At 70.8% G+C, this 26,110-nt stretch carries 28 protein-coding genes; 15 read left to right on the forward strand and 13 right to left on the reverse strand.

Annotated features, from left to right (window positions below; genetic code table 11):
- Both M3Q35_RS10595 and M3Q35_RS10600 read right to left on the reverse strand, forming a co-directional pair.
- On the reverse strand, window positions 1-633 hold the full coding sequence (locus M3Q35_RS10595) for an SRPBCC family protein (protein WP_273941502.1): 633 nt from the start codon (window positions 631-633) through the stop codon (window positions 1-3).
- Window positions 630-1,190 carry a winged helix-turn-helix domain-containing protein gene (locus M3Q35_RS10600; RefSeq protein WP_273941503.1) on the reverse strand — a complete coding sequence of 187 codons (561 nt, stop codon included), beginning with the start codon at window positions 1,188-1,190 and terminating at the stop codon, window positions 630-632. Before M3Q35_RS10600 ends, M3Q35_RS10595 begins: the two co-directional genes overlap by 4 nt.
- 88 nt (window positions 1,191-1,278) lie before the next feature.
- On the opposite strand from M3Q35_RS10600, the gene M3Q35_RS10605 reads away from it, so the two are divergent.
- Genes M3Q35_RS10605 through M3Q35_RS10620 form a run of 4 tightly spaced genes read left to right on the forward strand, consistent with a single transcriptional unit; the run spans window position 1,279 to window position 3,407 of the window.
- Window positions 1,279-1,782 carry a GNAT family N-acetyltransferase gene (locus M3Q35_RS10605; RefSeq protein ID WP_273941504.1) on the forward strand — a complete coding sequence of 168 codons (504 nt, stop codon included), beginning with the start codon at window positions 1,279-1,281 and terminating at the stop codon, window positions 1,780-1,782.
- Between the two features lie 19 nt (window positions 1,783-1,801).
- Window positions 1,802-2,179, forward strand: coding sequence for a hypothetical protein (locus M3Q35_RS10610; RefSeq protein WP_273941505.1), 378 nt, complete (start codon window positions 1,802-1,804; stop codon window positions 2,177-2,179).
- A gap of 56 nt (window positions 2,180-2,235) precedes the next feature.
- On the forward strand, window positions 2,236-3,204 hold the full coding sequence (locus M3Q35_RS10615) for an aldo/keto reductase (RefSeq protein ID WP_273941506.1): 969 nt from the start codon (window positions 2,236-2,238) through the stop codon (window positions 3,202-3,204).
- Complete coding sequence (locus M3Q35_RS10620) at window positions 3,201-3,407, forward strand: hypothetical protein (protein WP_273941507.1); 207 nt, start codon at window positions 3,201-3,203, stop codon at window positions 3,405-3,407. Before M3Q35_RS10615 ends, M3Q35_RS10620 begins: the two co-directional genes overlap by 4 nt.
- 90 nt (window positions 3,408-3,497) lie before the next feature.
- On the opposite strand, the gene M3Q35_RS10625 is transcribed toward M3Q35_RS10620, so the two are convergent.
- From M3Q35_RS10625 to M3Q35_RS10640, 4 genes are all read right to left on the reverse strand, one after another.
- Window positions 3,498-4,358, reverse strand: a complete 861-nt coding sequence (locus M3Q35_RS10625) for an alpha/beta fold hydrolase (protein ID WP_273941508.1) — start codon at window positions 4,356-4,358, stop codon at window positions 3,498-3,500.
- Between the two features lie 25 nt (window positions 4,359-4,383).
- Window positions 4,384-5,124: a 3-oxoacyl-ACP reductase family protein gene (locus M3Q35_RS10630; protein WP_273941509.1), complete on the reverse strand. Its 741-nt coding sequence runs from the start codon at window positions 5,122-5,124 to the stop codon at window positions 4,384-4,386.
- A gap of 147 nt (window positions 5,125-5,271) precedes the next feature.
- Window positions 5,272-8,292, reverse strand: coding sequence for an AfsR/SARP family transcriptional regulator (locus M3Q35_RS10635; RefSeq protein WP_273941510.1), 3,021 nt, complete (start codon window positions 8,290-8,292; stop codon window positions 5,272-5,274).
- 11 nt (window positions 8,293-8,303) lie between these two features.
- A complete protein-coding gene (locus M3Q35_RS10640; protein WP_273941511.1) occupies window positions 8,304-11,147 on the reverse strand; it encodes a GH92 family glycosyl hydrolase in 2,844 nt (947 codons plus the stop codon).
- A 97-nt stretch (window positions 11,148-11,244) separates the two neighbouring features.
- Here M3Q35_RS10640 and M3Q35_RS10645 point away from each other — a divergent pair, with 97 nt between their 5' ends.
- Together M3Q35_RS10645 and M3Q35_RS10650 are read left to right on the forward strand one after the other, a co-directional pair.
- The gene (locus M3Q35_RS10645; protein WP_273941512.1) at window positions 11,245-12,030 is read left to right on the forward strand and encodes a phosphotransferase; all 786 of its coding nucleotides are present in this window, start codon (window positions 11,245-11,247) and stop codon (window positions 12,028-12,030) included.
- A gap of 119 nt (window positions 12,031-12,149) precedes the next feature.
- Entirely contained in the window at window positions 12,150-13,424 is a 1,275-nt protein-coding gene (locus M3Q35_RS10650) for an SAM-dependent methyltransferase (RefSeq protein WP_273941513.1), read from the forward strand.
- On the opposite strand, the gene M3Q35_RS10655 is transcribed toward M3Q35_RS10650, so the two are convergent.
- Complete coding sequence (locus tag M3Q35_RS10655; protein ID WP_273941514.1) at window positions 13,416-13,886, reverse strand: GNAT family N-acetyltransferase; 471 nt, start codon at window positions 13,884-13,886, stop codon at window positions 13,416-13,418. The two genes, M3Q35_RS10650 and M3Q35_RS10655, sit on opposite strands and share 9 nt — an antisense overlap.
- A gap of 42 nt (window positions 13,887-13,928) precedes the next feature.
- On the opposite strand from M3Q35_RS10655, the gene M3Q35_RS10660 reads away from it, so the two are divergent.
- Window positions 13,929-14,471 carry a TetR/AcrR family transcriptional regulator gene (locus tag M3Q35_RS10660; RefSeq protein ID WP_273941515.1) on the forward strand — a complete coding sequence of 181 codons (543 nt, stop codon included), beginning with the start codon at window positions 13,929-13,931 and terminating at the stop codon, window positions 14,469-14,471.
- A gap of 27 nt (window positions 14,472-14,498) precedes the next feature.
- Window positions 14,499-15,269, forward strand: coding sequence for an isocitrate lyase/PEP mutase family protein (locus M3Q35_RS10665; RefSeq protein ID WP_273941516.1), 771 nt, complete (start codon window positions 14,499-14,501; stop codon window positions 15,267-15,269).
- Here M3Q35_RS10665 and M3Q35_RS10670 read toward each other — a convergent pair.
- Both M3Q35_RS10670 and M3Q35_RS10675 read right to left on the reverse strand, forming a co-directional pair.
- Window positions 15,238-16,335: a helix-turn-helix domain-containing protein gene (locus tag M3Q35_RS10670; RefSeq protein WP_273941517.1), complete on the reverse strand. Its 1,098-nt coding sequence runs from the start codon at window positions 16,333-16,335 to the stop codon at window positions 15,238-15,240. The two genes, M3Q35_RS10665 and M3Q35_RS10670, sit on opposite strands and share 32 nt — an antisense overlap.
- A 32-nt stretch (window positions 16,336-16,367) precedes the next feature.
- Window positions 16,368-16,799, reverse strand: a complete 432-nt coding sequence (locus M3Q35_RS10675) for a hypothetical protein (protein ID WP_273941518.1) — start codon at window positions 16,797-16,799, stop codon at window positions 16,368-16,370.
- A gap of 56 nt (window positions 16,800-16,855) precedes the next feature.
- Here M3Q35_RS10675 and M3Q35_RS10680 point away from each other — a divergent pair, with 56 nt between their 5' ends.
- From M3Q35_RS10680 to M3Q35_RS10695, 4 genes are all read left to right on the forward strand, one after another.
- Entirely contained in the window at window positions 16,856-17,695 is an 840-nt protein-coding gene (locus tag M3Q35_RS10680; protein ID WP_273941519.1) for an alpha/beta fold hydrolase, read from the forward strand.
- A gap of 11 nt (window positions 17,696-17,706) precedes the next feature.
- Entirely contained in the window at window positions 17,707-18,510 is an 804-nt protein-coding gene (locus M3Q35_RS10685) for a DUF3097 domain-containing protein (RefSeq protein WP_273941520.1), read from the forward strand.
- Between the two features lie 67 nt (window positions 18,511-18,577).
- The gene (locus tag M3Q35_RS10690) at window positions 18,578-19,009 is read left to right on the forward strand and encodes an NfeD family protein (protein ID WP_273941521.1); all 432 of its coding nucleotides are present in this window, start codon (window positions 18,578-18,580) and stop codon (window positions 19,007-19,009) included.
- Window positions 19,009-20,175, forward strand: a complete 1,167-nt coding sequence (locus M3Q35_RS10695; protein ID WP_273941522.1) for an SPFH domain-containing protein — start codon at window positions 19,009-19,011, stop codon at window positions 20,173-20,175. The genes M3Q35_RS10690 and M3Q35_RS10695 overlap by 1 nt, the downstream gene beginning before the upstream one ends.
- A gap of 133 nt (window positions 20,176-20,308) precedes the next feature.
- Here the strand turns inward: M3Q35_RS10695 and M3Q35_RS10700 are convergent, their stop codons facing one another.
- Entirely contained in the window at window positions 20,309-21,085 is a 777-nt protein-coding gene (locus M3Q35_RS10700) for a class I SAM-dependent methyltransferase (protein ID WP_273941523.1), read from the reverse strand.
- Between the two features lie 306 nt (window positions 21,086-21,391).
- Here M3Q35_RS10700 and M3Q35_RS10705 point away from each other — a divergent pair, with 306 nt between their 5' ends.
- A complete protein-coding gene (locus M3Q35_RS10705) occupies window positions 21,392-22,654 on the forward strand; it encodes a hypothetical protein (RefSeq protein WP_273941524.1) in 1,263 nt (420 codons plus the stop codon).
- 28 nt (window positions 22,655-22,682) lie between these two features.
- Window positions 22,683-23,342: a hypothetical protein gene (locus M3Q35_RS10710; RefSeq protein ID WP_273944304.1), complete on the forward strand. Its 660-nt coding sequence runs from the start codon at window positions 22,683-22,685 to the stop codon at window positions 23,340-23,342.
- Here M3Q35_RS10710 and M3Q35_RS10715 read toward each other — a convergent pair.
- Window positions 23,339-23,860, reverse strand: coding sequence for a CGNR zinc finger domain-containing protein (locus M3Q35_RS10715; RefSeq protein WP_273941525.1), 522 nt, complete (start codon window positions 23,858-23,860; stop codon window positions 23,339-23,341). The two genes, M3Q35_RS10710 and M3Q35_RS10715, sit on opposite strands and share 4 nt — an antisense overlap.
- 67 nt (window positions 23,861-23,927) lie before the next feature.
- Here M3Q35_RS10715 and M3Q35_RS10720 point away from each other — a divergent pair, with 67 nt between their 5' ends.
- Window positions 23,928-25,274, forward strand: coding sequence for an MATE family efflux transporter (locus M3Q35_RS10720; RefSeq protein ID WP_273941526.1), 1,347 nt, complete (start codon window positions 23,928-23,930; stop codon window positions 25,272-25,274).
- On the opposite strand, the gene M3Q35_RS10725 is transcribed toward M3Q35_RS10720, so the two are convergent.
- Window positions 25,201-25,740 (reverse strand): dihydrodipicolinate synthase family protein, encoded by a 540-nt coding sequence (locus tag M3Q35_RS10725; protein WP_273944305.1) that lies wholly within the window; start codon window positions 25,738-25,740, stop codon window positions 25,201-25,203. The two genes, M3Q35_RS10720 and M3Q35_RS10725, sit on opposite strands and share 74 nt — an antisense overlap.
- Complete coding sequence (locus M3Q35_RS10730; RefSeq protein WP_273941527.1) at window positions 25,632-26,054, reverse strand: dihydrodipicolinate synthase family protein; 423 nt, start codon at window positions 26,052-26,054, stop codon at window positions 25,632-25,634. The genes M3Q35_RS10725 and M3Q35_RS10730 overlap by 109 nt, the downstream gene beginning before the upstream one ends.
- Between the last annotated feature and the right edge of the window lie 56 nt (window positions 26,055-26,110).

A 26,110-nucleotide genomic window follows, 5' to 3' on the forward strand; every position in this document is an offset into this window, starting at 1 on the left:
TCAGAGTCGGGCGAGCCAGTCCTGCCAGCGACGGTGTTCCGTCGCGGCCCTGGCCTGGGCGTCGGGGCCGTAGAGGCGGCCGGTCACGTTGACGGACAGCGTGACCGCGTCCATGGAGAAGCAGGAGACGGCGAACATCCCCGAGGTCGTGCGGAGCAGCGTGAAGGACGGGTCCTGGTGTTCGATCACGCCGTCGACCGGCAGGTTCGTGATGTCGGCCTGCTCGACCGGCCTGATCAGGTCGACGGCGGCGGATGGCTGGCCGGCGAAGTGCGTGGCGTAGCAACGGAGAACGTGGAGCGTCATGCCCCAGCCCTTGCTGGCCTGCTCGGCGATGTCGTCCCAGCCCTCACCCTCGACGCGCAGGCTGCTGACCACCCGTACGACGCAACTGCCCTGGTCGCGGGCGGTCACGAGGATCTCCGTGGCGAAACTCGGGTCCTCGTAGGCGAAGCGGTGCGGCGGCTCCCACGCCGTCACGGTCGCCTCGGCGTCCGGCGCGAACGGCTCGCGGTGCAAGCGCGCCGTGTCGCCGTCGACGTCGACCTGGAACGACCAGGCCCCGCTGTCGGTGGTGATCGCCGCCCAGACCTGCTCGGGGCTGGCCGGGATCTCGATGCTCTCCTCGTTCATGGGCGGGGATGCACGCCGATGACGACGCGCTGCCAGCGGCCGTCCGGCGCCTGCTCGTCGTGGTACTTCGCGGCAACGCGGGAGACCGCCGCGGTGAGCTCGTCGGCGAACGCGGCACGGTCGGCCGGGCCGGCGAAGCGGATCTCGGTGTCCAGGGCGAACACCGGCACCGCCTTGCCCGCTGACGCCGCCCGCCCGGCCAGCCGTCCGACTTCCCGGACCATGCGGGCGGCCAGCGCGATCAGGTACGCCGCCGATCGCGGGTTCGCCTTGGTCGGCGCACCCAGCGGTGCCGGCGCGATGACGAAGCCGGCTGCCGAGGCCACGAGCAGCCGTTCGGTCAGGCCGCCCCAGGTGCGCGTCTCGGCCACCTCGACCAGGCCGTGCGCCTCAAGCTGTTTGAGGTGGTAGTTCACCTTCTGCCTGGTCAGGCCGACTTTGGCCGCCAGCGCCGCAGCCGACGCCGGCTCCCGCAGCTCCGTGAGCAGCCGGGCCCGCATCGGGTCCAGCGCCGCCACAGCCGCCGCCGGTTCGGCGATCACCTCCACGTCCCGCATGGCCCCAGTCCACCCTTGACAAATATTTTTGTCAAGGGGTTGGTAATCGAGTTGCCGGCACCTGTCTCCGCTGGTTAGACCTACGGCTGTGCTGATCCGCCGTGAAACGCCCGCCGACATCGACGCCATCCGCGCGGTCACCGCCGCCGCCTTCGCGCCCTCCACCGCCGAGGACCGCCTCGTTGACGAGCTGCGGGCCGATCCAGGCTGGCTACCTGCGCTTTCCCTCGTCGCCGTGGACTCGTCCGGCGCCGTCATCGGTCATGTCCTGTCCACCCGAGCCCATGTCGACGCCTCGCCCGTGCTCGGTCTCGGGCCGCTCAGCGTCCATCCCGATCACCACAGGCGTGGTGTCGGCAGCGCCCTCGTGCACGCCGCCCTCGGTGCCGCTGACGCGTTGAGCGAGCCGCTCGTCGCCCTGCTCGGCAGCCCCGCCTACTACCACCGCTTCGGCTTCGTGCTCAGCGACCAGTTCGGCATCGTGCCGCCTGTGCCCGAGTGGCAGCCGCACTTCCAGGTCCGCACCCTCGCCGCGTACACCCCGGCCCTTCGGGGCGCTTTCACCTACGCGGAGCCGTTCGCCAGGGTCTGACTGACGGCATCATCGCCTCATGTCCAGCAACCGCAGCGAACTCGTCGACGGTTGGCTCCTCGCGAGCGACCTCGGCCCCTCCGGCCCCCAGATGCAGATGGACCAGCTCGACGGCCTGCACATCGTCGCCGAGCGCAACGCCGACCCCTGTCCCGACGAGATCCTCGGGCACTGGCACTACATGCTCGCCGGCCATCGTCTCCACGCCGTGCAGAACGAGCACGCCTTCATCACCCAGGCCGTACGCGCCGGCTGGTCGTGGGACCGCGTCGCCGCCGCCATCGGCCTGCCCGACGCCGCTGCCGCCCAGGCCCGCCGGGAGTTCCTCGCCGCCGAGATGATCCGCTGCCACCCCAGCCACGACGACCGCCCCTGGCGACCCACTACGCCGGAATGAGCCATCCCGCGCCGGATCACCGGGTAGAAAGGACGGCAGATCAACCAGGGGGTGAGATGGAGCAGCGGATTCTGTCCGACGGCGGCTCCGGGCTCGGCGTGAGCGCGCTGTGCCTGGGCACCATGTACTTCGGCACGACCGTCGACGAGCAGGCCGCGTTCGCCGTGCTCGACCGGTTCGTCGAGGCCGGCGGCACGTTCATCGACACGGCCAACACCTACTCGTTCTGGGTGCCCGGCGGGACCGGCGTGGAGAGCGAGGCACTGCTCGGCCGATGGCTGGCGTCGCGTGGCAACCGGGACCAGGTCGTGCTGGCCAGCAAGGTCGGCGGGTTGCCCGTGCCGCTCGGCGCGGCCTGGCCGGAGAACGCCGAGGGGTTGTCGGAGGACGTCGTCCGCACCCAGATCGCCGGCAGCATGCGGCGGCTGGGCACCGATCACCTCGACGTCTACTACGCGCACATCGAGGACCGCCGCACATCGCTGGACGACACCGTCGCCACCTTCGCCTCGCTGGTCACCGACGGCCTGGTCCGGGTCACGGGATGCAGCAACCACCCCGCATGGCGGGTCGCCGCCGCGCGGGAGATCGCCCGCGCTGCCGGCCTGCCCGGCTTCACCTGCGTGCAGCAGCGTCACACCTATCTTCGGCCCCGCCCCGGCGCCGACTTCGGCGCCAACCCGCACCTCAGCGACGAGCTGCTCGACTACGCCCGTGAGGACCGGTCCCTCGCCGTGCTCGGCTACTCCGTGCTGCTCTCCGGCGCCTACACCCGCTCCGACCGCCCGTTGCCCGAGCAGTACGACCATCCCGACAGCCACCGCCGTCTGGCCGTGCTCGCCGACGTCGCCAAGGAGCTCGGCGCCACCCCGAACCAGGTCGTCCTGGCTTGGCTGCTGCGCTCCGACCCGCCGGTGCTGCCCGTGCTCGGCGTCAGTTCCGTCGCCCAGCTCGACGAGTGCCTCGGCGCCCTCGACCTGGACCTGGACGACGAACTCCGGCATCGTCTCGACACCGCCGGGTGAGCGCCGTGGAGGTCTACCTGCTCTGGCACATCCGGCACAGCTCGGACCAGCATGCCGACGCCGACGGCAATCTCGTCTGGGACGAGGAGGACGGCGACCATCCCAAGATCCTCGGCGTCTACTCCACCGAGCAGCGCGCCCAGGACCGGATCGAGCGCGCCCGGCGCGACCCGGCTTCGCCGACGAGCCCGACTGTTTCATGATCGACCGCTACGTCGTGGACCGTGATCACTGGGCGGACGGCTTCGTGTCCGTTCAGGGTCCTGGCGGGTGAAGCCGTCCGGGCGAGGCGGTCAGCCGAAGAACTTGAGCAGGTGGCCGGCGACGGCTTCCGGCTGTTCCTCGGCCAGGTAATGCCCGCTGCCGGCGATCCGTTCGAACTGGAATCCGGTGGTGTGCCTGCGCAGCGCCGGTTCCAGGTAGTCGTTGTGCTGCGCGGCGAGGCCGAGGACCGGCAGCGTCACCGGTGCGTACGTCCTTATGTCGGCGATGTCCTGGGCGAACGCCTGGTACCAGCCGTTCGACGCGCGGATCGCGTCCGGGGAGTCGTACGCGTCGGCGTAGATCTCCCGGTCGGCTTCGGTGATGGCGTCCGGGTTGACCAGCTGCAACTCGCAGAGGTAGTCGATCAGTGCCCGGAACCGGCCGGCCAGCAGGGTCTGCGGCAGTTCGGCGAGCTGGTTGAAGGCGTACCACCAGAGGTGTTGCACCGGCGGCTGCGGCAGCATGGTCAGCCCGAACAGGTCGTCGTCCGGGTGGGGAATGTCCAGCAGGGCGAGTCTGCCGATCGCCTCGGTGTGGTTGACCGCGACGCTGTAGGCGACCATGGCGCCGATGTCGTGTCCGACCAGGTTCGGCTGGTCGAGACCGAGGGCCTCGATCAGCGCGGCGATGTCGCGTGCCATGGTCTTCTTGTCATAGCCGCTTACCGGCTTGTCCGAGCCGCCCATGCCGCGGAGATCCACGGCGACCACTCGATGGTGCCGGGCCAACCGCGGCAGGATCTTGCGGAATTCCCACCAGGTGTGGGGCCAGCCGCCGAGCAGCACGAGCGGGCTACCGTCGCCGCCGGTCACGTAGTGCAGCCGTGTTCCGTTGACCTCGGCGTACTCGCTGGTGAGCCCCAGCGACGCCGCGAGCTCGGCGTTGTTCATCGTCCGGTCCATTTCGGGTTCGCCGTCAGACCGTGAAGCCGCCGTCGACGTTCCAGTTGGCGCCGGTGACGAACGCCGCGTCCGGTCCAGCCAGATAGCTGACCGCGCCCGCGATCTCCTCCGGCCGGCCGAACCGCCCCAGCGCCATCAGCTCACGCAGCGCGTCCGCGATCTCGCCGTCTTCCGGCGTCATGTCCGTCGCGGTCGGTCCCACCTGGAGGTTGTTCACCGTGATGCTGTGCGGCCCCAGCTCCCGGGCCAGTGCCCGCGTCATCCCCGCCACCGCCGCCTTCGACATCGCGTAGATCGACATCCCCGCCAGCGGCACCCTGTCCGCGTTGATGCTGCCGACATTGATGATGCGACCGCCCGTGCCCAAATGCGGAAGCGCCGCTTGGACCGCCGCGAACACACTCCGAACATTGACCGCCACCACCCGGTCGAACTGCGCCATACTCAGCGATTCAATCGGCGCCGCCGGCAGGATGCCCGCATTGTTCACCAGAATATCCAGGCCGCCCAATTGGGCCACCGTCTCGTCGATCGACCTCCGCACCTGCTCCGGGTCGCCGCTGTCGGCCCTGATCGCCACCGCGATGCCCCCGGTTTCGGCAACCTCCGCCACCAGCTTCTCGGCGTCGTCGACCGAGGCACTGTACGTGAAGGCCACCGCCGCCCCGTCCCGCACCAGCCGCCGCACGATCGCCGCCCCGATTCCCCGGGCCGCCCCCGTCACCAGCGCCTTCCGACCCGCAAGTACCGTCATTGCCGTCACCCTTTTCGCGCCGCGTATTACCGCGCCTCACGGAATTCAGTGGGATTGATCCCTGCCCGCAACGCTACAAGTTCGGCCGTTCGTCAGCCTGTCCCTGTTGGTAGTACCCATACGGGAAGCACGACAAGGATGCCGGAATCAGATGCCGGCCAAGGAAAGCGCGTCGGGGCGGGGCAACGCCAGACCTCGGCGGTAGGCGGTGTCGAAGTCGTCGCCGATGAGGGCGCGGGCGGCGGCGATGGTGCGGGCTACCTCGGTGTCGCCGACGAGCTCGGTGCCGCGGATGACGACGGAAGCGCCGAGGAGGAGGGCGGCCTGCGTGCCGTCGCCCTCGAGGACGGCGAGGGAGGCGAGGCCCTCGGCGATGTCGGCGGCCACGAGGTGCAGGCCGGCGGCGGTGGAGCGGACCTGGTCGTGGAGGGAGCGGACGGCGGCGGGGTCGGTGGCGAGGTGGGCGAGCCCGACAAGCACGGCGGAACGAACGCCGGAAGCGCCGACGGTGTCGGCGCGGGAGCCGGCGAGGGCGAGCTCGTAGAAATGCTGGGCCTCGGACCGACGGCCCAGCAGACGGGCGATGTCGCCGAGACCCCGCTGCGCGTTGGCGATGGTCTCGGGAATGCCGGTACGACGGGCGAGCACCTCGGCCCGCAGGTAGTCCTGCTGTGCCCCGGCCAGATCACCGGAGTGCAGCAGCCGCGCAGCGCGGCGGCAGGTCAGGTCGGCGAGGTCCTCCATGCCCTCCAACTCGGCGGTGAGCGAAATGGCCTCGTCGGTCAGCCGCAGCGCCTCGTCGAACTCGCCACGCCAGTGGGCGAGCATGGCCAAGGCGTCGACGGCGTTGGACATGCCCCATCGGTCACCGACGGCCCGATACCGGACGAGCGCCTGCTCGAAGCCGTCACGGGCCGTCGCGATGTCGCCGGTGAACAGGCCGTTCCACCCGGCGGAGAAGTGCCGCAGCCCCTGTAGCCAGCCCGAGGAGTCGAAGTAGGTCTCGGCCGGCCGGTCGTCGGGCACGTCGAGCGGCCCGGCGGTCAACGCCCACAACACCACGAGGTACGGCAGCCGAGGCGGCGAGGCCTGGGCGAAGACGATGGCCCGGGCGGCGGCGAGATGCGGCAGCAGCCACGGGGTCTCGGCCCCGTGCACGATCACGGCGTTGAGCACGCAGAGCACGTACTCCTCGGACAGCCCCTCCGGCGGCGTGGTGCCGATCTTGCCGAGCAGCTCGGTGGCGATGGGCGCGACCTCGGCCCGCAACCCCCGCAGATACCAGTACGAAGCGAGTTCGCCGGCCAGCAGCAGCGCGGTGTGCGGCGCGGTGTGCACGGCCCGCCGCAGCGCGGCGAGGATGTTGGCGTGCTCGGTGTTGAGCAGCGCGATCCACCCCAGCTGCTCAGAACCGCGAAGGTGCGGCTCGGCGGTCTGCACGAGCTCCAGGAAGTACGCCAGATGCGCGTCACGAACGGCGTCGGCCTCGCTGAGATGCTCGGCGCAGAAGGCACGGATGGTCTCGAGCATCCGGTAGCGCCCGTCGACGACCTCGATGAACGACTTGTCGACGAGGTCGGCCAGCAGCTCGATGGCGTCGGGCAGCGCGCACACGCGTTCGGCGGCGGCCAGGCTGGCGCCGCCGGTGAACACGGTCAGCCGCCGGGCGACGGCCTGTTCGGAAGGGCTGAGCAGATCCCAGCTCCAGCCCACGACGGCATGCAGGGTCTGGTGCCGGTGCGCCTTGGTGCGGTCGCCCCGGGACAGCAGCTGGAACCGGTCGTCGAGCCGCGCGGCGATGTCGGCCGGCGACAGGGTGCGCAGGCGCGCGGCGGCGAGCTCGATGGCCAGCGGCAGCCCGTCCAGCCCGGCGCAGATTCGGTCGATCAGCGACGGGTCCGCGACGAAGTCCCGTCGCACGGCCAAAGCCCGGTCGGTGAACAGCCTGCGAGCGGCCTCGGGAGTGAGCCCGCTGAGCGGATGGAGGGTCTCGCCGGTGATGCCCAGCGCCTCACGGCTGGTGGCCAGCACCCGCAGCCGTGGACACGCGGCGAGCAGTTCGTGCATGAGCTGCGCGATGTCGGCGATCACGTGCTCGCAGTTGTCCACGAGCAGCAGCACCGGCCGGTCGGCCAGCGCCGTGGTGAGCCGGTCGACGATGTCGCCGGTCGCGGCAGCCGAGAAGCCGCCCGCATCGCGGAGTCCCAGTGCGGCGACGAGGGCATGCGCGACCTGGTCGCCCTCGGCCAACGCGGCCAGGTCGACGAAGCAGATCTCGCCGTCCAACGTCCCCGCGGCTTCTACGGCCAGGCGCGTCTTGCCGGCGCCGCCGGGCCCGAGCAAGGTCACCAGCCGTGACGTGCCGAGCAGCGCGGCGACGTAGTCCCGCTCCTCCGCGCGTCCGACGAAGCTGGTCAGCTGCGCCGGCAATGCACGTTTCTTGGGACGGTCCTGCGAGCGCAGCACGGCCAGGTGCGTCTCGGCGAGCTCAGGCGAGGGGTCGGCGCCGAGCTCGTCGGCCAGCAGCGTGCGGGCCTCCTCGAACACCTCCAGCGCCTCGGCCTGCCGCCCGGCGGCGTAGAGGGCCCGCATGAGCAGCGCCCGTTGCCGTTCCCGCAGCGGGTTACGGGCGACGGCCTGCCGCAGCTCGGCGATCAGCCCGGGGTTGTCGCCGGCGGCCAACTCCGCCTCGAAGAGGTCCTCGCTGGCGGTCATCCGCAGCTCTTCGAGTCGCGTCGCCTCGGCCTCGGCCAGCGGCGCGTCGCTCAACGCCGGCCCACGCCACAGGTGCAGCGCCTCGCGCAGCAGCTTGGCCGCACGGGCGTGATCGCCGCCGGCCAGGGCGTGCCGGCCGTCGGCGGCCAGCCGGGCGAACACGTGAGCGTCGATCTCCACCCAGTTCGCCGACAGTCGGTAGCCGGTCGGGTGGGATTCGATCTCGCCGGCCAGCGCGCGGCGCAGCCGGGACACCTGGGCCTGGAGCGCGTTGACGGCGTTGGCCGGCGGGTCCTCCCCGTACAGGCCGTCGATGAGCCGCTCGGTGGTGACGATCTGCCCGGCGTCCACCAGCAGCAGCGTCAGCAACGTCCGCACCCGCGGTCCGCCGACGGGGACCTCGTCCCCGTCGGCGGACCACATCAGGGTCGAGCCGAGCACACCGAACCGCATTGATCCATTATTCAGGCCACGGAGATGGCGAAGACATGCATGGCTCCCTGGTTCGTCGACGCCGGCAATGTCACGCTGCGCACCTGCTTGCCGGCGGTGAGTGACGCGGGCGTAGTGGCGAACAGGTAGGTCTTCAGACTCGAGCCGTCGGCGGCGTTCCAGTGGGCGATCGTGGCCGCGATGGTGTTGCCCGACTGGGCGGTGCCGACGGCCCAGTCCGTCATGGTGATCGACACCGACGAGGTGGTGCCATCGGTGTAGGTGACGGTCGCGGTGCCGGTGGCCGGCCCGTTGCTGGCGCTGCCCAGGAACGAGATCCGGCTGGCCGACCGGCCGCCCAGATCGATCACCTGCCCGTTGACCAGCCAGTTGTCCGGCTTGCCGGCCGCGGCCGTCGGCCACGTGAAGCTCATCCCGTTGGCGCTGACCGTGCCGCCGGGGTTGATGCCGGCCGCCGACAGGGCCTGTACGGAGTAGCTGTGCCCGGACGAGTCGAGGTTGGCGGTGGTGGCGGCCCCGTCGTTGGAGGCGCCGATGTTGTTGAAGCCGTTCTGGCCGTCGGAGAACGACGGCGGGGCGTCACCGGAGCGGGTGCCCCAGGACGTCGGCGAGCCGGTGAGCGTGAAGTCGACGGTCCCGCCGTTGGCCACGAACGACTCCGGCAGCCAGGTCCGCGACTGCCCGACCCCGTTGACCGCCAGCGCCGACACGTACTGGTTGCTGGCCGACGACGCGGGCGCGTTCACGGTGATCACCCGGCCGTTGTCGCGGCTGATCACGGCCTGGGTGAAGATCGGGCTGGCCAGCACCAGCTCCGCCCGGCCGGTGACCGAGGGGTACATGCCCAATGCTCCCCAGACGTAGCTGGCGGACAGCTCGCCGAGGTCGTCGTTGCCCTGCAACCCGTTGGGGGCGTTGGTGAACAGACTCGACAGCACCCGCCGGACCAGGGCCTGCGTCTTGCTCGGCGCGCCGACCCAGTCGTACAGGTAGGGCGTGCCGATGGTCGGCTCGTTGGTCAGCCACGCGTACGCCCCGTTGACCACGCCGGCGTTGAGCTGGCTGAAGAAGGTGTCGAGCCGGCTGGAGACGGTCGCGTTGCCGCCCATCTTGGCCACCAGAGCGGCCACGTTCTGCGGCACCATCCAGCTGTACTGGGTGCCGGTGCCCTCGACGTACTGGTCGTTGTTGTCGGAGTTGAGGTTGTAGTCGGTGGCGAACAGCCCGTTCTGGTAGCGCGGCGTGATCGACTTCGTGGCCGGGCTGAACAGGTTCTGCCAGTTCTGGGCCCGCTGCATGAAGGCGTTGTAGTTGGCGGTGTCGCCGAGCCGTCCGGCCAGCTGCGCGATCCCGAAGTCGTCGATGGCGTACTCCAGCGTGGTGGCCCCCGGACCCCACACGTTGCTGGTGCCGCGCGGGATGTAGCCGGTGCCGGCGTACTCGTACAGGCCGCCGCGGATGGTCTTGGTCGCCGGCAGCGACTGGGTGGAGACCATGCTGGACAGCGCGCCGGCGGCGTCGAAGCCGGTGCCGCCGAAGGAGTAGATGCTGGACACGACCGACTGGAGCGAGTCGCCGTTCATGATGTTCGTGGCCACGTTGGCGTACGGCCAGTTGTACCAGCTGCCGGCCTGGTTGGCGTCGTTGACCAGCGACTGGGCCAGGTCGGAGCCGACGCTCGGGAACAGCAGGGTGATCAGCTGCACCTCGGAGCGGTAGACGTCCCAGCCGGAGAAGTTGGCGTACTGGTGGTGCCCGGCGGCGACGGTGTGGATCTGGCCGTCCATGCCGGGGTACTCGCCGTTGCTGTCGTCGAAGACGTTGGGGTGCAACAGCGAGTGGTAGAGCGCCGTGTAGAACACGCTCTGCTGGGTCGCCGACCCGCCGGTGGTGTTGATCGCGCCCAGCTTGGCCGCCCAGGTGGTGGCTGCGTTGGCCGCCACGGTGTCGAAGCCGGCCGACGGGTTCTCCGCGGTCACGTTGGCGGCGGCGTTGGCCGTGCGCACATAGGACAGTCCAACCCGGACGGTGACGGTGGAACCGGCCGGGAAGGTCAGGTAGGTGCCGGTGTTCGTGCCGGACGCCGAGGTGCCGCGGGCGGTGACGGTGCCGCCGTTCCACGTGCCGAAGTTGCTGACGGCCTGGTCGAACTTGGCCGAGAAGTACACGGTGTAGCTGCCGCCGCCGCAGGTCCCGGTGCTGCGGGCCGACCCGGTGACGGTGTTGCCGCTGATCGCCACCGACGAGGCGCTGGTGCCGTTGGCCGAGCCGCCGGCGTTGATCAGCACGGTGGACGACGCGCCGGCCGGGAAGGTGAAGCGGGCCATGCCGGTGCGGGTGGTCGCGGTCAGGTCGACCTTGGCCCCGTTGGCCAGGGTGACGCCGTAGCGGCCGGGGCTGGCGGTCTCGGTGCTGTGGCTGAAGCCGGAGCGGTAGGCGGCGGCGTTGGTCGCGGGGGAGGAGGGCAGCGATCCGTTGCCGTTGAGGCTGCCGGTGTAGGGCATGAACGGCAGGTCGTGGAAGCCGAACGAGCCCTCGCAGCCGGTGCCGTCGAGGTGGGTGAGGCTGAAGCCGCGGATCTGGTTGGCCGGGTACTCGTAGCCGCCCCAGTTGTCCGCGCCGGACGCCGTGTTGTACGTGTCCGGGCTGAACTGGACCATGCCGAACGGCGTCGTCGCGCCGGGGAAGGTGTTGCCGTAGCCCTTGCCGAAGGGCGGGTAGCTGGCGTTGGGGTTGTTCTGGGTGCCGATGAACGGGTTCACCGACCCGACCGGGTCGGCCGCCGCCGTGAACGGCGCCGCGACCAGCACCGACAGGGCCATCAGGACCGAAACGACGAGAGCAGGGGGTCTCATCCGTTACCGCCTTCGCTGACATCGATGTCACCACGCGTTGGCGGGACGGTACGGCCAGTTGATTGGTCTAAACAAGATACGGACGGTGGTTCTGTCCTTGAATACTGCGGAGATGGACAACGGCGCGGTGGCCGCGGCCAGGTCGGTCGCCGACGAGCTGGGCCTGGCGGTGGACCGCACGGTCGTGGTGCAGGACTCCAACAAGCTCACGCTGCGGCTGCTGCCGTGTGACGTGCTGGCCCGGGTCGCGCCGGCGACCGACCAGGTCGCCCAGTTCGAGATCGACCTCGCTGCCCGGCTGACGGACTCCCCGGTGGCGGCGCTCGAGTCGCCGCACGTCCACGAGCGCGACGGCTTCGTGGTCACGCTGTGGACCTACTACGAATCTCGCGGCCCCGTCGCGCCGGCCGACTACGCCGAGGCGCTGGCCCAACTGCACGCCGGCATGCGCGAGGTCGACATCCCCACACCTCACTTCACCGACCGAGTCGAAGCCGCGCAACGACTTCTGGCCGACCGCGACCGCACGCCGGAGCTCCCTGAGGACGACCGCCGACTCCTGGTCGACACGTTGCGGCACGAGATCGGCGGCGCTGACGAGCAGGTGCTGCACGGCGAGCCGCACCCGGGCAACCTGCTGAACACCGCCCACGGTCCGCTGTTCATCGACCTGGAAACCTGCTGCCGTGGGCCGATCGAGTTCGACCTGGCCCACGCACCGAAGGACGTCGCCGACCATTACCCGGACGTCGATCACGACCGGCTCCAGGCCTGTCGACGTCTCGTGCTGGCGATGATCACGACGTGGCGCTGGGACCGCGACGACCAACTCCCCGACGGGCGGCGGTTGGCCGAGCAATGGCTGTGCGAACTCCGGTCCTGACCGCCCACCCTTTCCCGCGAAAGGCGCAGGACCGAGTCCATCCCCTGACCGGCTTCACTCGATCGGTCACACCCTTGTTCCACTTCGCACGAGTCTTCTCCAGGTGTAAAAATCGGCCCATGCGACGCACGGAACAGGCGACCCAGGTCAATCTGAACTGGCCCCACCTGCGGACCGTCCGCCGGAATCCGCTGCGCGCGAAACTGGCCGAGCGGCTGTTCCGGTGGACCGTGCGTGATCTCCCGTTGTCGGTCACCCTGCCCGACGGCACCAGGTTCGGGAAGGGCGCGGCCGGCGATCCCACGCTCACGGTCAACGATCCCGAGGTCTTCTTCTCCCGGACGGGCCGGGACCGCTCCCTCGGCTTCGGCGAGGCGTACCTGCTCGGCGCGTGGGACTGCGGGAAATCCCCGCTCCTCGAGCCGGCCGCGGCCGACGAGCTGGTGGCCTGGCTGGCCGTCTACAGCGAGCACCTGAAAGCCATGGAGACGCCGCTGTACTACCGGCTGCGCAGCCTGCTGCACCTCGCCCATCCACTGTCCCAGCGCAACAGCGAGGAAGGTGCGCTGGCCAACGTGCAGGCGCACTACGACCTCAACGGCCGGCTGTTCGAGACCTTCCTCGACGAGGCGATGATCTACTCGTCGGCGTGGTTCGAGCCGGGGGACGATCTGGCGTCGGCCCAGCGGCGCAAGGTCGACGGCATCCTCGATCTGGCCCAGGTGGGGCCGGGCACGCGGCTGCTGGACATCGGGTCCGGGTTCGGCGGCCTGGCGCTGCGGGCCGCGTCGGAGCGGCGGGCCGACGTCGTCGGGCTGACGCTGTCGGAAAGCCAGCTCGAATACGCCTCGACGCGAGCCCGCAACGCCGGGCTCGATGGCCGGGTCGGCTTCCTGCTCGAGGATTTCCGACGCCACCGGGGTGTCTACGACGCGGTGGTGAGCGTCGAGATGATCGAGGCGGTCGGTTCCGAATACTGGGTCGAGTACTTCCAGGCCGTCGAGCGGCACCTGAAGCCCGGCGGTTTCTTCGGGCTTCAGGTGATCACCTTTCCGCATCGGCGAATGCTGGCGGCGAAGAAGGATTTCAGCTGGGTCGACCGGTACATCTTTCCCGGCGGCGAGCTGCCGAGCCTGCGTGAGATCAACCGGATCCTCAAGGCGCACACCGGCATGGAGATGGTGGCGACGCGACGGCTCAGCGACTCGTACGCGGAAACGCTGCGGCAGTGGCGAGTCCGGTTCGTCGAGGCGCACGATGCCGTGACCGCACTGGGTTTCGACGAGACTTTCTGCCGGCTGTGGGTGCTCTACTTCGCCTATTTCGAGGCCGGATTCCGCTCCCGGTACTGCGATGTGTGGCAGGTCGGCATCCGCAAGAATGCGTCACCGTGACAGATCAAGGTGGTATGTCTCGCCGACCACGTCGACGCCGAACCGCCGTTCCGGCTGCTCGCCGACGAGGGCGAAACCGCGCCGCAGATAGACCTGGCGGGCCGCCTCCTGCCAGTTCGTCGTCCACAGCCGCAGCCGCTTGAAGCCCTGTGCCCGGGCGTGTTCCACGCAGGTGTCGACCAGCCGGCCGCCGATGCCGTGACCGCGGCCGTCCGGGTGCACGAGCAGGATCCGCAGCACCGCGTCGCCGTCGTCGCCGGCCATGCAGGACACGCACCCGACCCGCTGCCCGTCCAGCTCCGCGATCCACACCGCGTCGCGCACCGGGTCGAGTTCGCCGACGATCCCGGCCACCAGCCGTTCGAAGCTGGCGTCCCAGCCCAGCTCACGGGCGTAGAGCTCGCCGTGCGCCTGCACGATCCAGCCCAGATCACCCGGTTGGTCCGCAGTTCTGATCAGCATGGCCGCCTCCACTGAAACGAGTGTTTCAGTAGGATAGCTCTCATGTCCGACCGCCGCGACGACCTCCTGCGCCAGGCCTACGACTACGCCCTGGAGCACGGCCTGGCCGATTTGTCCCTGCGTCCGCTGGCCACCGCCATCGGTTCCAGCCCGCGGGTGCTGCTGTTCCTGTTCGGCAGCAAGGACGGCCTGGTCCGCGAGCTGCTGGCCCGTGCCCGTGCCGACCAGCTGGAACTGCTCGCCCAGACCGGCGGCCGCAGCCTTCCCGAGGTCGCCGCCGCTGTCTGGTCCTGGCTGGCCGCGCCCGAGCACCGGGCCCTGCTCACCCTGTGGCTGGAGGGCTACGGCCGGTCCCTCGTCGTCCCCGACGGTCCGTGGGCCGAGTTCGCCCGCACCACGGTCGAGGACTGGCTCAAGGTGTTGGCCGACGCCCAGCCCGACCCCGCCACGCCGGCCGCCGAAGCCCAGCGCACCCTCGTGCTGGCCGTCCTGCGCGGCGCGTTGCTCGATCTCCTCGCCACCGGCGACGTGGAGCGGACCACCGCCGCGGTTCGGACGGTCATGGCCGAATATGGCCAGACCTGAGCCGCCGGTCCGGCGATGCTGGTCGGTGTGAATCCGCTTCGTGAACTGCCGAAACCCCTGGTGCTGCCCAATGCCTGGGACCCGCCGTCGGCCGCCGCGATCCAGGCCGCCGGGGCGAAGGCGATCGCCACCACCAGCGGCGGCGTCGCCTGGTCGCGGGGTGTGCCCGACGCGGGCGGCCTGACCCGCACGGTGGCGCTGGAGGCGCTGCGCCGGATCGTGCGGGCCGTGACGGTGCCGGTGACCGCCGACATCGAGGGCGGCTACGGCGACACGCCCGAGGAGGTCGCCTGGACGGTCGCCGAGGTGGCCTCGATCGGGGCGCTCGGCGTGAACATCGAGGACAGCGCCGGCGGCCAGTTGCTGGACGTCTCGGCGCAGGCCGACCGACTCGCCGCCGCGCGTCAGGCCGGCGACCTGGTGATCAACGCTCGTACCGACACGTTCCTGATGGGCTCGGGCGACATCGACGAGACCCTGGCCCGCGCGGAGCGCTATGCCGCTGCGGGGGCCGACGGGCTGTTCGTGCCCGGCGTCGTCGATCCGGCGGTGATCAAGGTCCTGGTCGACGGGCCGTTGCCGCTCAACGTGATGGCCCATCCCGGCGCGCCGTCCGTCGCGGAGCTCGCGGCGTTGGGCGTGGCCCGCATCAGCGTCGGCACGGGAATCGCCCAGGCCGCCTACGGCGTGGCCGCCGCGGCGGCGCGCGAGGTGCTGACCGTCGGCACCTATGAGTCGATGTCCGACGGGCTTTCCTACGGCGAGCTCAACGACCTGGTAGGCCGAGCCGCCGGCTGATCCGATCAGCGGCAGACTCGGCAACGCCGACCGCGACCAATGAAACGCGCAGGTCCTCGACCGGTTCGGCCCCGTCAAGGCGGAGCCGGCCGGCCAGGACCGCCCGCGCCACCTCGCCGACGGCCCCCGGCTCGCCGGCCAGCGGCTCCGCGGCCGGAAAGGCATGGGAGAGACCGAATCCGAGCCCGGCGATCGGCGAACCGTGCCGGCGGACCAGCGCGGTCACGTCCTCGGCGACGGCGTTGACGACGATCTCCAGCGGGGCCCACGCGCCGGGCTCGCCCCAGTCGATGCCGACCAGCCGGGCGGCCCGCTCGACCACGTGGATCACGCCTTCCCAGTGCGGCAGATGGGCCCGCAGCAGCAGGTGGTCCACGCCGCCGGGCTCGATCTCCAGCAGACCGGGGTCGCCGTCCAAGGTGATCGTCCGCCGATAGACACCGTCCACAATGGACTCCACGCCGGGCACGGCAGCGGCGCTCAGCACGGCCAGCGCCGCATTCCAGTCGTAGGAAGGATCGAACGGCATCCGCAGCACCAGCCCGCCGTCGGCGGCCAGCCGGTCGGCCTTGCGACGGCGGGCCCGCAGGTCGCTGGGCGCGGCCCGGAACACCTCGCGCATGGCCCGGTTGAACTGCCGCAGGCTGCCGAACCCCGCCGCGAACGCCACCTCGGCGATCCCCAGATCGGTGTCGTCCAGCAGCCGTCGGGCGAAATGCGCCCGCCGCGACCGGGCGAAACCGTCCGGCGTGACGCCTAGGTGATCGGCGAACAGCCGCCGCAGATGCCGGGCCGAAAGACCAAGCCGAGCCCCGACGGCCTCCTCGGTCGCGCCGTCGAGCACCCCGTCGATGATCAGCCGCACCGCCCGGCACACCAACTCCGGCGGGTCGTCGGGAATCGTGCCCGCCACCCGGTACGGCCGGCAGCGCAGGCAGGCGCGGTAGCCGGCGGCCTCGGCCGAGGCCGCCAACTCGAACGTGCGGACGTTCTCCGCGAGGGGCTTGGCACCGCAGCCCGGCCGGCAGTAGATGCCGGTCGTGCGCACGGCCGAGTACGTCGTCACGGGCCCATGCTCGGCCGTGACCTCGGTGCCCGCTAGCGGTTTCCGGTTTTGACCGTCCGGTACGGCAGCGCGTCGAGCGCGTCCACCACCGACTTCTTCACGTGACAGCCGTCGGTGGGCAGCACCGGCTGGATCCCGTTGCCGGCGGCGTCGACCAGCACGTAGTCCGGCAGGTTCTGTCCCCACGACGAGCAGGCGTCGGGCTTCGGGTCGCTCGGCATCTTCAGCACCCGCATGACCTCGGTGGCCGGACCGTCGGCCCGCTGGGTCTGCACCGGCTCGGCTCTGAGTTGGACCGGGCAACGTAAGACCCAGGACACCGTGAATCCGTCCAGCGACACCGTGTCCGGCGACGGGTTCAGCGCCCCGCACACCGGCTGTGCCCGGTGTCCGGAGCCGGCGGTGGAACTCGAGGCGGCGCCGCCCGCCAACAGCAGTGCGAACACGATCAGCATCACCTTCATGTCGCCGGGACGTAGCCCGATGATGGGTTGGTTGCCCGATTCGACACACTCGACGGGTGACCGAGAGCCTGCTCCTCACCCAGCCCGTGTCCGCGCCCGGCGTGCTGCTGCTCGGCGGCTCCGAAGGCGGCCTGCACGAGCGTGACGCGCGGGCGCTGCACGCCGAGGGCTACAACGTCCTGGCCCTGGCCTATTTCGGCACTTCGACGCTGCCGCCGGGGCTGGTGGACATCCCGCTGGAGTACTTCTTCGCCGCGGTGGACAAGATCGCCTCCTTCGCCACGGGCAAGATCGGCATCGTCGGCGGTTCCCGCGGCGGCGAGGCGGCGCTGCTGGTCGGCGCGCACGACGACCGGGTCGGGGCCGTGGTCAGCGTGGCCGGCGGCGGACTGGTCACGCAGGGCATCGACTACCGCGCCGGCACGTTGCTGGACATTCTCTCCACGCCGGCGGCGTCGTGGACGCTGCGCCGCAAGCCGTTGGACTACCTGCCCTACGACATCCGTGACGAGCTGCGCGAGCAGATCGCCAACGACGAGCCGGTACGGCTGCGGCTGGCGTTCGCGGACGTGCCGGCGGAGGTGGACCGCTATCGGATTCCGGTGGAGCGGATCGGCGGCCCGGTCCTCATGCTGTGCGGCGACGACGACCAGACCTGGCCGACCGTGGAGTACAGCCGCGCCGCGACCGCCGACAACGTGGAGCTGCGGATCTACGAGGGCGCCGGCCATCCGCTCAACGGCCCGCCCGGGCAGCCCTACCTCGACACTCTCTCGGACGGGCCGGGTGTGCGGTTCGAGCTCGGCGGCTCGGCGGAGGTCAACACCAAGGCCCGGGCCGCGGCGTGGGCCGCCACGCTGGAGTTCCTCCACGAGAACATCGGCATCACCCGATAGGGTGCGGCGCTGTGCGTTCCCACGACTACGGCCGCGACGTGCTGTCCGGTCCGGCCAAGCGCCGGCCGATCCCCGAGGTCGAGGCCGAGCCGGGCCTGGTCGCCGAGGATCCGGCGTCCGGGTTCTGCGGCGCGGTGGTCCGGTTCGAGTCGGGCAACGTGGTGCTGGAGGACCGGCACGGCCGGCACCGGGTGTTCCCGCTGACCCCGGCCGGTTTCCTGATCGACGGCCAACCGGTGACCCTCGTCCGTCCCAAGCAGGCGGCCGACCGGAAGATGTCGGCGTCGGGCTCGGTGAAGGTGGAGGGCCTGCGGGCGCGCACCGCCCGGGACAGCCGGATCTGGGTCGAGGGCCTGCACGACGCGACGCTGGTCGAGCGCGTGTGGGGGCACGACCTGCGCGTCGAGGGTGTCGTGGTGGAGCCGCTGGACGGCGTGGACGTGCTGCCGGAGCGGATCGAGGAGTTCGGCACGGGGCCGCGGCGACGGCTGGGGGTGCTGGTGGATCACCTGGTCGAGGGCTCCAAGGAGTCGCGGCTGGTGTCGTCGATCCGTGACGAGCACGTGCTGGTCACCGGACATCCCTATGTCGACATCTGGCAGGCGGTGAAGCCGGCCTCGGTCGGCATCAGGGCGTGGCCGGTGATTCCGCGTGGCGTGCCGTGGAAGGAAGGCATCTGCGAGGCGCTCGGCTGGGGCGAGCCGACCGAGGGCTGGCGGCGGGTGCTGGCCGGTGTGAAGGGGTTCCGTGATCTGGAGACGCCGCTGCTGGGCGCGGTCGAGCGGTTGATCGACTTCGTCACGGAACCGGTGTAGGTCACGCCCGTGTCACGTGCGGAGTGGTCGCCCGATGGTGGCGGGCGTGTTCTGCCACGATGGAGGCATGGCCGCTCTGTTGTGGCTCCTGTTCGGTGTCGCGCTGGTGCTCGCCGAGGTGGTGTCCGGGGACTTCGTCCTCGTGATGCTCGGCGCGGCGGGGCTGGCGGCCGCGCTGGCCGATGTGATCGGCGGCAGCCTGCTGGTCGACGCGATCGTGTTCGCCGTGACGGCGGTGGTCGGCATCTTCGCGGTGCGGCCGATCCTGCGCAGCCGGCTGATGTCGGGTCATGAGCACCTGACGACCAATATTCAGGCGCTCAAGGGCGTGCAGGCCGAGGTGGTCGCCACGGTGGACGAGCACGGCGGCCGGGTGCGCATCAAGGGCGAGGTGTGGTCGGCTCGCGCGTTCGAGCCGACGCAGCGGTTGGAGCCGGGCCAGCAGGTGATCGTCATGGACATCTCGGGAGCGACGGCAATCGTGTGGGCGGAGAACTGATGGAGGCAGCGACAGTGACCACGATCATCGTCGTGATCGTCATCATCCTGGTGGTGTTGACGATCGCGGTGAAGTCCGTGCTGATCATCCCGCAGGCGCAGGCCGCGGTGATCGAGCGGCTCGGCCGGTACCGGGCTACGGCCACGCCCGGGCCGAAGCTGCTGATGCCGTTCCTTGACCGGGTGCGGGCGCGGATCGACCTGCGCGAGCAGGTGGTGTCCTTCCCGCCGCAGCCGGTGATCACCGAGGACAACCTGACGGTCTCCATCGACACCGTGGTGTACTTCCAGGTGACCGACCCGCGGGCCGCGGTCTACGAGATCTCCAACTACATCGTCGGTGTCGAGCAGCTGACCACCACCACGCTGCGCAACGTGGTCGGCGGCATGAGCCTCGAGCAGACGCTGACCTCCCGTGACTCGATCAACAACCAGCTGCGCGGGGTGCTGGACGAGGCGACCGGCCGCTGGGGCATCCGGGTCGCCCGGGTCGAGCTCAAGGCCATCGACCCGCCGCCCTCCATCCAGGACTCGATGGAGAAGCAGATGCGCGCCGACCGCGAGAAGCGCGCGATGATCCTGACCGCGGAGGGCCAGCGGGAGTCGGCGATCAAGACGGCCGAGGGCCAGAAGCAGGGGCAGATCCTGGCGGCCGAGGGCGCCAAGCAGGCGGCGATCCTGGCCGCCGAGGCCGACCGGCAGTCGCGGATCCTGCGCGCGGAGGGCGAGCGGGCCGCCCGCTACCTTCAGGCACAGGGCCAGGCCAAGGCGATCGAGAAGGTATTCGCGGCGATCAAGGCGGGCAAGCCGACGCCGGAGGTGCTGGCCTACCAGTACCTGCAGACGCTGCCGCAGATGGCGCAGGGCGACGCCAACAAGGTGTGGCTGATCCCGTCGGACTACGGCAAGGCCCTCGAGGGCTTCGCGCGGATGCTCGGCGCGCCGGGCGAGGACGGCGTGTTCCGCTACGAGCCGCCGGCCCCGGACGTCTCCACGCCGGCCGTCGAGGAGATGGACGACTCGGTGGCCGACTGGTTCAACCCGCCGGCGCCGACCGAGGCGACCCAGGCGGTGCGGGCCGCCGAGCGGGCGGCCGCGCAGATCACCTCCGAGGAGCCCGGACCCAACGCCGGTTACACCGAGTTGTCGGACGGCCCGCGCTCCTGATCGTGCGGCGAAGCCCCGGACCCGCTCCGGTCCGGGGGCTTCCGCATTTCCTGGATTAGCGGACGGGGCTCGCCCGTCCGGCCGCCGGTTATGTGTTTCCGAGATTTACGACACACCGACGGTGGGTGCTCGACTACCCGTCGAGACGTTCGAGGACGAGGAGGTCCGCCGTTTGGATTACCGGCTCCGGCGGCGCGCCTTCGGCGGCCTCGGCGGCCCGCTGCATGGCGGCCATGCCCTCGGCGATCTCGTCTTCCGTCATATGTTGCAAGGTGGAAAAGGAACGGTGTCGAAATCGCTCGAAATAGGCCGGCAGACTGGCCGCGACCTGCTGGTCGACCTGGTCGAGGCCGACGTAGCCGATGCCGGCGTCGGCGAACTGCGCGATGACCTCGTCCAGCCGTGGGAAGACCAGGTCGTCGACCTCGCGGGCGCGGGTGAAGTAGCGGTACCAGACGTGGTCGTGCATCTGGCCGGAGAAGCCGCTGTGCACGCACAGCCGTGCGCCCGGCCGCAGCACCCGGGCCAGCTCCTTCACGCCCAGCATGCGGTGCTCGATGTGGTGCAGCACGAGGAACATTACGGACAAATCGCAGCTGTTGTCGGGCAGCGGGATCGCCTCGGCCCGGCCGTCCAGGTAGGACACGCGCTCGTGCGGGTGCGCGGCCTCGGCTACCTCGCGCATGCGCGTCGAGGGCTCGACGCCGTAGACCGGGCCGCCGAAGGTGTCGGCGATGGCGTCACTGAACCGACCGGTTCCGGAACCGAGGTCGAGCACGGTCAGCGGGCGGCGCGCGGGCGCGTTGCGCTCGAGGGCGGCCATCCACGTGGCGACGGTCTCCGGCGGTAGCACGCGTCCTCGTTCGTAGACTGCGTGCAGCCCCTCGTCGTAATCCACGCGAATATGCATGGACCAACCCTAGAGTTACCGATATCCTGCCGCACTGCTCCGGTCGAGTGATGGGGCCGAATTGGTTGCATGCGCTTCACCATCGTGACCGGACGGCAACAATTGACGGTTCTTCCGGACGCGAAATACGCGTCACGATCGGCGCACCTGTGCTATCGATGCGTGCCGGCCAATTCGGTCGGCGTTGACGCTGCGGAGGGTACGGTCGGTCACGCCCCGCGCTGTTTCGCGTCCGCGCGGTGACCGGACTGCTCCGAACGGTTCGACTGCGTTCACCTGCCGTGTGAAGTGGGGTTTGATTGTGCGGTGATCAGCGGCCAACCCGGTGGTCCGGGGGCGGAGGAGCTCGGGGACGCGGTGCGGGCCCGCGTCGCCGTGGAGGCCGCGCTCACGGGCGGTGACGATCCCGGGCGGGCGTTGGCCGATGTCGTGTCGGCGTTGGAGGGCCTGGTCCGCGCCGCCAAGACGATCGACGCCGTGGAGCTCGCCGAGTACGTCGTGGAGGCGTTGGCCGCCGCATTGGCCCGGTTGCCGGAGCGGGTGCCCGTGCTGCGTGGGCTGGCCGAGCGGGCCCTGTCCGCGCACGCCACCGCCTGCCGTCTGCACCAGGGCGATCCGTCGCGTCTGGCCCGGTGGCTGCTGGCGTTGCAGATCGAGCATCCCGAGGGGCCGCATGTCCGGCTGACCGACTACGCCGGCGCGTTGGGATCGCCCGGGCTCTCGGCGTACCGGGAGGCCGCCGAGGCACTGTGCTCCGCACTGCCCGTGTTGGAGTTCGCGCAGCGGCCCGCGTTCGACCGGCACCGGTGGGCCGTGTTGCACGTGACCGAGGACCTCGCCGAGCACCTGGGCGACGTGGACCTGCACGTCACGGCGTTGGCCAAGGACCTGTCGTCGGGTTGGCACTACCTGCGCATCGCCACGCTGCTCCAGGAGGCCGGCCGATCCGAGCAGGTACTCGAGTGGGTCGGCCGCGGCCTGTCCGCCTGCGGGTGGCGCGGCCCCGCTTCGCGTCTCGTCGACGTCGCCGTGGACGAGTGCGTGCGCATGGGCTGGTTCGACCGGGCCGTGTCCATGCGGATGCGCATCTTCAGCAACCAGCCCGCCATGGACACCTACCTGCGGCTTCGCACCGTCGCCGAGCACGCCGGCAGTTGGTCCGAGCAGCGTGACGCCGTCGTGCGGCGCCTGTCCGAGGGCGCCTCGGATGTCGCCGTCAACTCCGTGCTGGTGCGCGTGCTCATCCATGACGACCAGCCCGAGGCCGCGTGGCAGACCGCCGTCGCCCACGGCTGCACCGACGAGGTCTGGGCCGAGCTCGCCCGCGTGCGCTCCGCCGACCACCCCGGCGACGCCATTGCCGTCTACCGGGGTCTGGTGGAGCAGGCCCTCGACGACAACACCCATGCCCACAACGAGGCCCTCGTCGTCGAGCTCTTGGCCCAGCTGCGCACCTTGTTCACGCGCACCGGCCGGCAGGACGCGTTCAACTCCTACCTCGACGGCGTCAAGGGCCGGCACGTCGCCGACCGCCAGCTGTTGGACGAACTGACCAAACGCGGCCTGTAGTCCCGGATACGCTGCGCCGGTGCCCTACATGATCGAGATCGGCTCCGAGACCGCCGGCCCGGACGCCCGGAACACCGTCGGCGGCCGGCCGGTCCTCGACACCGGGCTGCCGTGGCCGGCGTGCGACTGCGGCCAGCGGATGGTCCTGTTCTTCCAGCTCGACGTGCCGGCGGACGTCGAGGCCTTCGGCGACGACCATCTGCTGGTGTTCCAGTGCCCCAAGCACAACGACGCGAACGACCCGCTGTCCGGCGAGCAGCTGCCGCCCCGGTTCTGGGACACCCCGCCGGAAGGCCAGCTCCGGTTCTGGCAGGTCCTGCTGCATCGGGGCAGCGTCGTGGCCGCCGAGCCGGAGCCCCACCTTCAGCCCCGGCCGCTGACCCTGAGCCGGGTCGAGGAGCAGGGCGACAGCAACTGGGGTTTCAAGCTCGGCGGCGAACCCTGTTGGTACCAGGACGCGGAGCACTGCGTCTGCCAGTGCGGGGCCGACATGGTCGTGCTCTGCCAGGTCCCGTCGAACTTCGGCTTCCCCAAGCGACCCGGCCGGCCGGACCAGCCACCCGAGCCGGACCGGCCGGCCACCTTCATCGACGACGAGTACGTGCTGTTCCTGGGCAACAGGGTCTACATCGCGGCCTGCCCCGCGCACTGCGACCCGGGCGCGGCCTGGCCGATCCTGCAGAACTAGTCCCGGTTGCGGGAGCGGAAGGCCGCGACGTGGACGCGGTTGGCGCAGCGCTGGGAGCAGAAGCGCTTGGCGCGGTTGGTGGAGGTGTCGAGGTAGAAGCGGCCGCAGTCCGCGGCGGCGCAACGGCCCCAGCGCTCCAGTCCATAGTGGACGATGCCATGGGCGACGCCCCACGACGCGGCGGCGGCGACCTCGGTGGCGGGGGGCTGGCCGGGGTCGGCGACGTGGACATGCCAGTTCTCGGTCTCGCCGTGGCCGGAGGAGAGCTGGGGGCGTAGCGGATGGGCGGAGAGCAGGGCGTTGGTCTCCGCCTGCACGTCCACACGGTTGGCGGCGACGGCGGCGGTGAAGACGCGGCGAAGGCCGTCGGCGACGGGGCGAAGGGCCCGAAGGTCGGACTCACGGACGCGCTCGGCCCACCAAGGCTCCTCGTACAAGGCCTCGCGGAGGCCCTCGACGTCGCGAAGGTCGGCGTTGGCCAGCCGGAGCGCGACGTCCAGGTAAGCAGCGTTGTCCACGAACGGACCTTACCGTAGCCTCCACGGTCAGGGGTCAAACCGGCAAGTGCTCATTACAGGGGGCGGCGTGCGGGAAGTGCTGAGGCTGGCGGTGCCGGCGCTGGGGGTGCTGGCGGCGGAACCGCTGTACCTGCTGGTGGACACGGCGGTAGTCGGGCATCTCGGGGCGACGCAACTGGCTGGACTGTCGGTCGGGGCGATCGTGTTGTCGCAGGTCGGGCAACAGATGGCGTTCCTGAGCTTCGGCACGACGGCCCGCGCGGCCCGGCTGCACGGCGCGAACAGACGGGCCGACGCGGTGGCTGAAGGGGTACAGGCGACCTGGGTCGCGGCGCTGGCCGGCCTGGTGCTGCTGACGGTGGGACAGCTGCTGGCCGAGCCGATCGCGGGGCTGCTCGCGGGTTCGGGATCGGCGGCCGACGCGGCGGTGGGGTGGCTGCGGATCGCGCTGTTCGGAGCCCCGCTGGTGCTGATCACGATGGCCGGCAACGGCTGGATGCGCGGCGTGCAAGACATGCGCCGGCCCCTGTGGTTCGTACTGGCCGGCAACGGCATCTCCGCGGTGCTGTGCCCGGTGCTGGTGCACGGGCTCCACTGGGGCCTGAACGGCTCGGCCATCGCCAACGTCGTCGCACAACTGATCTCCGCGGCCCTGTTCGTACGGGCATTGAGCGCCGAAGGCGTGTCGCTCAAGCCGGTGCCGGCGCACCTGCGCGCGCAGCTGGTCTACGGCCGCGACCTCGCACTGCTGGGCCTGGCCTTCCAAGCGTCGTGGATCTCCGCGACCGCGGTGGCCGCGCACACCTCGGCGGCGGCGGTCGGCGCGCACCAGATCGTGTTCCAGTTGTGGATGTTCCTGGCCTACGTGCTCGACGCGCTGGCCGTCGCCGCGCAGGCCCTGGTCGGCGCGGCGCTCGGTGCCAGCGACGGTGAGCGGGCGCAGCGCGTGGCGTGGCAGGTCGTGCGCTGCGGTCTGGTGTTCGGCAGCGTGCTGTCGGCGGTGTTCGCGGCGCTGTCCGGGGTGCTGCCGCACGTGTTCACGGCCGACCCAGCGGTGCTGACGGAGATGCCGAAGGCGTGGTGGTTCTTCGTTGCCGTGCAGCCCATCGGCGGCGTCGTGTTCGTGCTCGACGGCGTGCTGCTCGGCGCGGGCGACGCGAAGTTCCTGCGTACGGCCAACGCCTGCGCCGCGCTGCTCGGATTCCTGCCCGTGGTGTGGGCGTCGCTGGCGCTGGGCTGGGGGCTGGTCGGCGTCTGGTCCGCGCTGACGGTGTTCCTGCTGTTCCGGCTGGCCAACAACCTGACGCGGCTGCGCTCGGGCCGGTGGGCGGTGCTCGGCGCTACAACAGAGCCAACGCGGCGGCCACGGATGACGGGTCGGCGGGCAGCAGCGGGAGCCGAACGTCCGGCGTAGGGATGCGGCCCTGGGCGTGCAGCACGCCCTTGAGCACGGTGGGGTTGGGCTCGACGAACAGTGCCGTGGCCAGCCGGGCCAGCGTATGGCCGAGGGGACGCGCGGTGGCGACGTCGCCCTTGTGCCAAGCGGACACGAGACGAGCGAAGTCGGCGGTGGCCAGGTGCGCGGAGGCGGTGATGCCACCACGCGCGCCCAGCGCCAGCATCGGCGACAGGTAGGCGTCGTCGCCGGCGAACACGGCGAAGTCGGGCGGGCAGTCGCCCAGCAGCGCCACGGCGTCCTCGGTCATGCCGCTGGCGACCTTGGCCCCGACGATGTTCGGGATGCGGCTCAGCGTCAGCAGCGTGGTGGCGCTCAGCGGCTGGGCCGTGCGGTGCGGCACGTGGTAGACGAGCAGCGGCACGGGACTGTCGGCGGCCAGCCGCGTGAAGTGCGCGATGACGCCGGCTTCGCCGGGGCGCACGTAGTACGGCACCGGCACCAGCGCGGCATCGGCTTGGGGTATGCCGCCAGCGCTGAGGCGCTGCTACTGGTGTCGCTGGTGCCGGCCCCCACGACCAACGACGCGCCGTGGTCGGCGCAGGCCCGCGCGCAGATGTCGAGCACCGTGCGCTTCTCGTCGGCGTCCAGCGCGAACGGCTCGCCGGTGGTGCCCAGCGCGACGATGCCGGCCGCGCCTTGGGCCAACACGTCGTCGGCGAGCGCGGCGAGCGCGTCCGTGGCGATCGTGCCGTCGGCGGCGAACGGCGTGATCAGGGGTACGAGGATGCCTTCCATGGGCCCAGCCTGCGGCCGCTGATCGTGCAGGTCCAGTTCGTATTTGTGCGGCTATC

The organism is Kutzneria chonburiensis (assembly GCF_028622115.1).
GTDB lineage: Bacteria > Actinomycetota > Actinomycetes > Mycobacteriales > Pseudonocardiaceae > Kutzneria > Kutzneria chonburiensis.

Coding starts and splice junctions, on each gene's coding strand:
- M3Q35_RS10655 (WP_273941514.1), bottom strand. CDS start 13,886: ATGCTGATCAGAACTGCGGACCAACCGGGTGATCTGGGCTGGATCGTG.
- M3Q35_RS10635 (WP_273941510.1), bottom strand. CDS start 8,292: ATGCGGTTCGGTGTGCTCGGCTCGACCCTGATGTGGTCCGCCGACGGG.
- M3Q35_RS10640 (WP_273941511.1), bottom strand. CDS start 11,147: ATGAGACCCCCTGCTCTCGTCGTTTCGGTCCTGATGGCCCTGTCGGTG.
- M3Q35_RS10700 (WP_273941523.1), bottom strand. CDS start 21,085: ATGCATATTCGCGTGGATTACGACGAGGGGCTGCACGCAGTCTACGAA.
- M3Q35_RS10610 (WP_273941505.1), top strand. CDS start 1,802: ATGTCCAGCAACCGCAGCGAACTCGTCGACGGTTGGCTCCTCGCGAGC.
- M3Q35_RS10600 (WP_273941503.1), bottom strand. CDS start 1,190: ATGCGGGACGTGGAGGTGATCGCCGAACCGGCGGCGGCTGTGGCGGCG.
- M3Q35_RS10695 (WP_273941522.1), top strand. CDS start 19,009: ATGGAGGCAGCGACAGTGACCACGATCATCGTCGTGATCGTCATCATC.
- M3Q35_RS10660 (WP_273941515.1), top strand. CDS start 13,929: ATGTCCGACCGCCGCGACGACCTCCTGCGCCAGGCCTACGACTACGCC.
- M3Q35_RS10595 (WP_273941502.1), bottom strand. CDS start 633: ATGAACGAGGAGAGCATCGAGATCCCGGCCAGCCCCGAGCAGGTCTGG.
- M3Q35_RS10650 (WP_273941513.1), top strand. CDS start 12,150: ATGCGACGCACGGAACAGGCGACCCAGGTCAATCTGAACTGGCCCCAC.
- M3Q35_RS10675 (WP_273941518.1), bottom strand. CDS start 16,799: ATGAAGGTGATGCTGATCGTGTTCGCACTGCTGTTGGCGGGCGGCGCC.
- M3Q35_RS10730 (WP_273941527.1), bottom strand. CDS start 26,054: ATGGAAGGCATCCTCGTACCCCTGATCACGCCGTTCGCCGCCGACGGC.
- M3Q35_RS10710 (WP_273944304.1), top strand. CDS start 22,683: ATGATCGAGATCGGCTCCGAGACCGCCGGCCCGGACGCCCGGAACACC.
- M3Q35_RS10625 (WP_273941508.1), bottom strand. CDS start 4,358: ATGAACAACGCCGAGCTCGCGGCGTCGCTGGGGCTCACCAGCGAGTAC.
- M3Q35_RS10690 (WP_273941521.1), top strand. CDS start 18,578: ATGGCCGCTCTGTTGTGGCTCCTGTTCGGTGTCGCGCTGGTGCTCGCC.
- M3Q35_RS10615 (WP_273941506.1), top strand. CDS start 2,236: ATGGAGCAGCGGATTCTGTCCGACGGCGGCTCCGGGCTCGGCGTGAGC.
- M3Q35_RS10630 (WP_273941509.1), bottom strand. CDS start 5,124: ATGACGGTACTTGCGGGTCGGAAGGCGCTGGTGACGGGGGCGGCCCGG.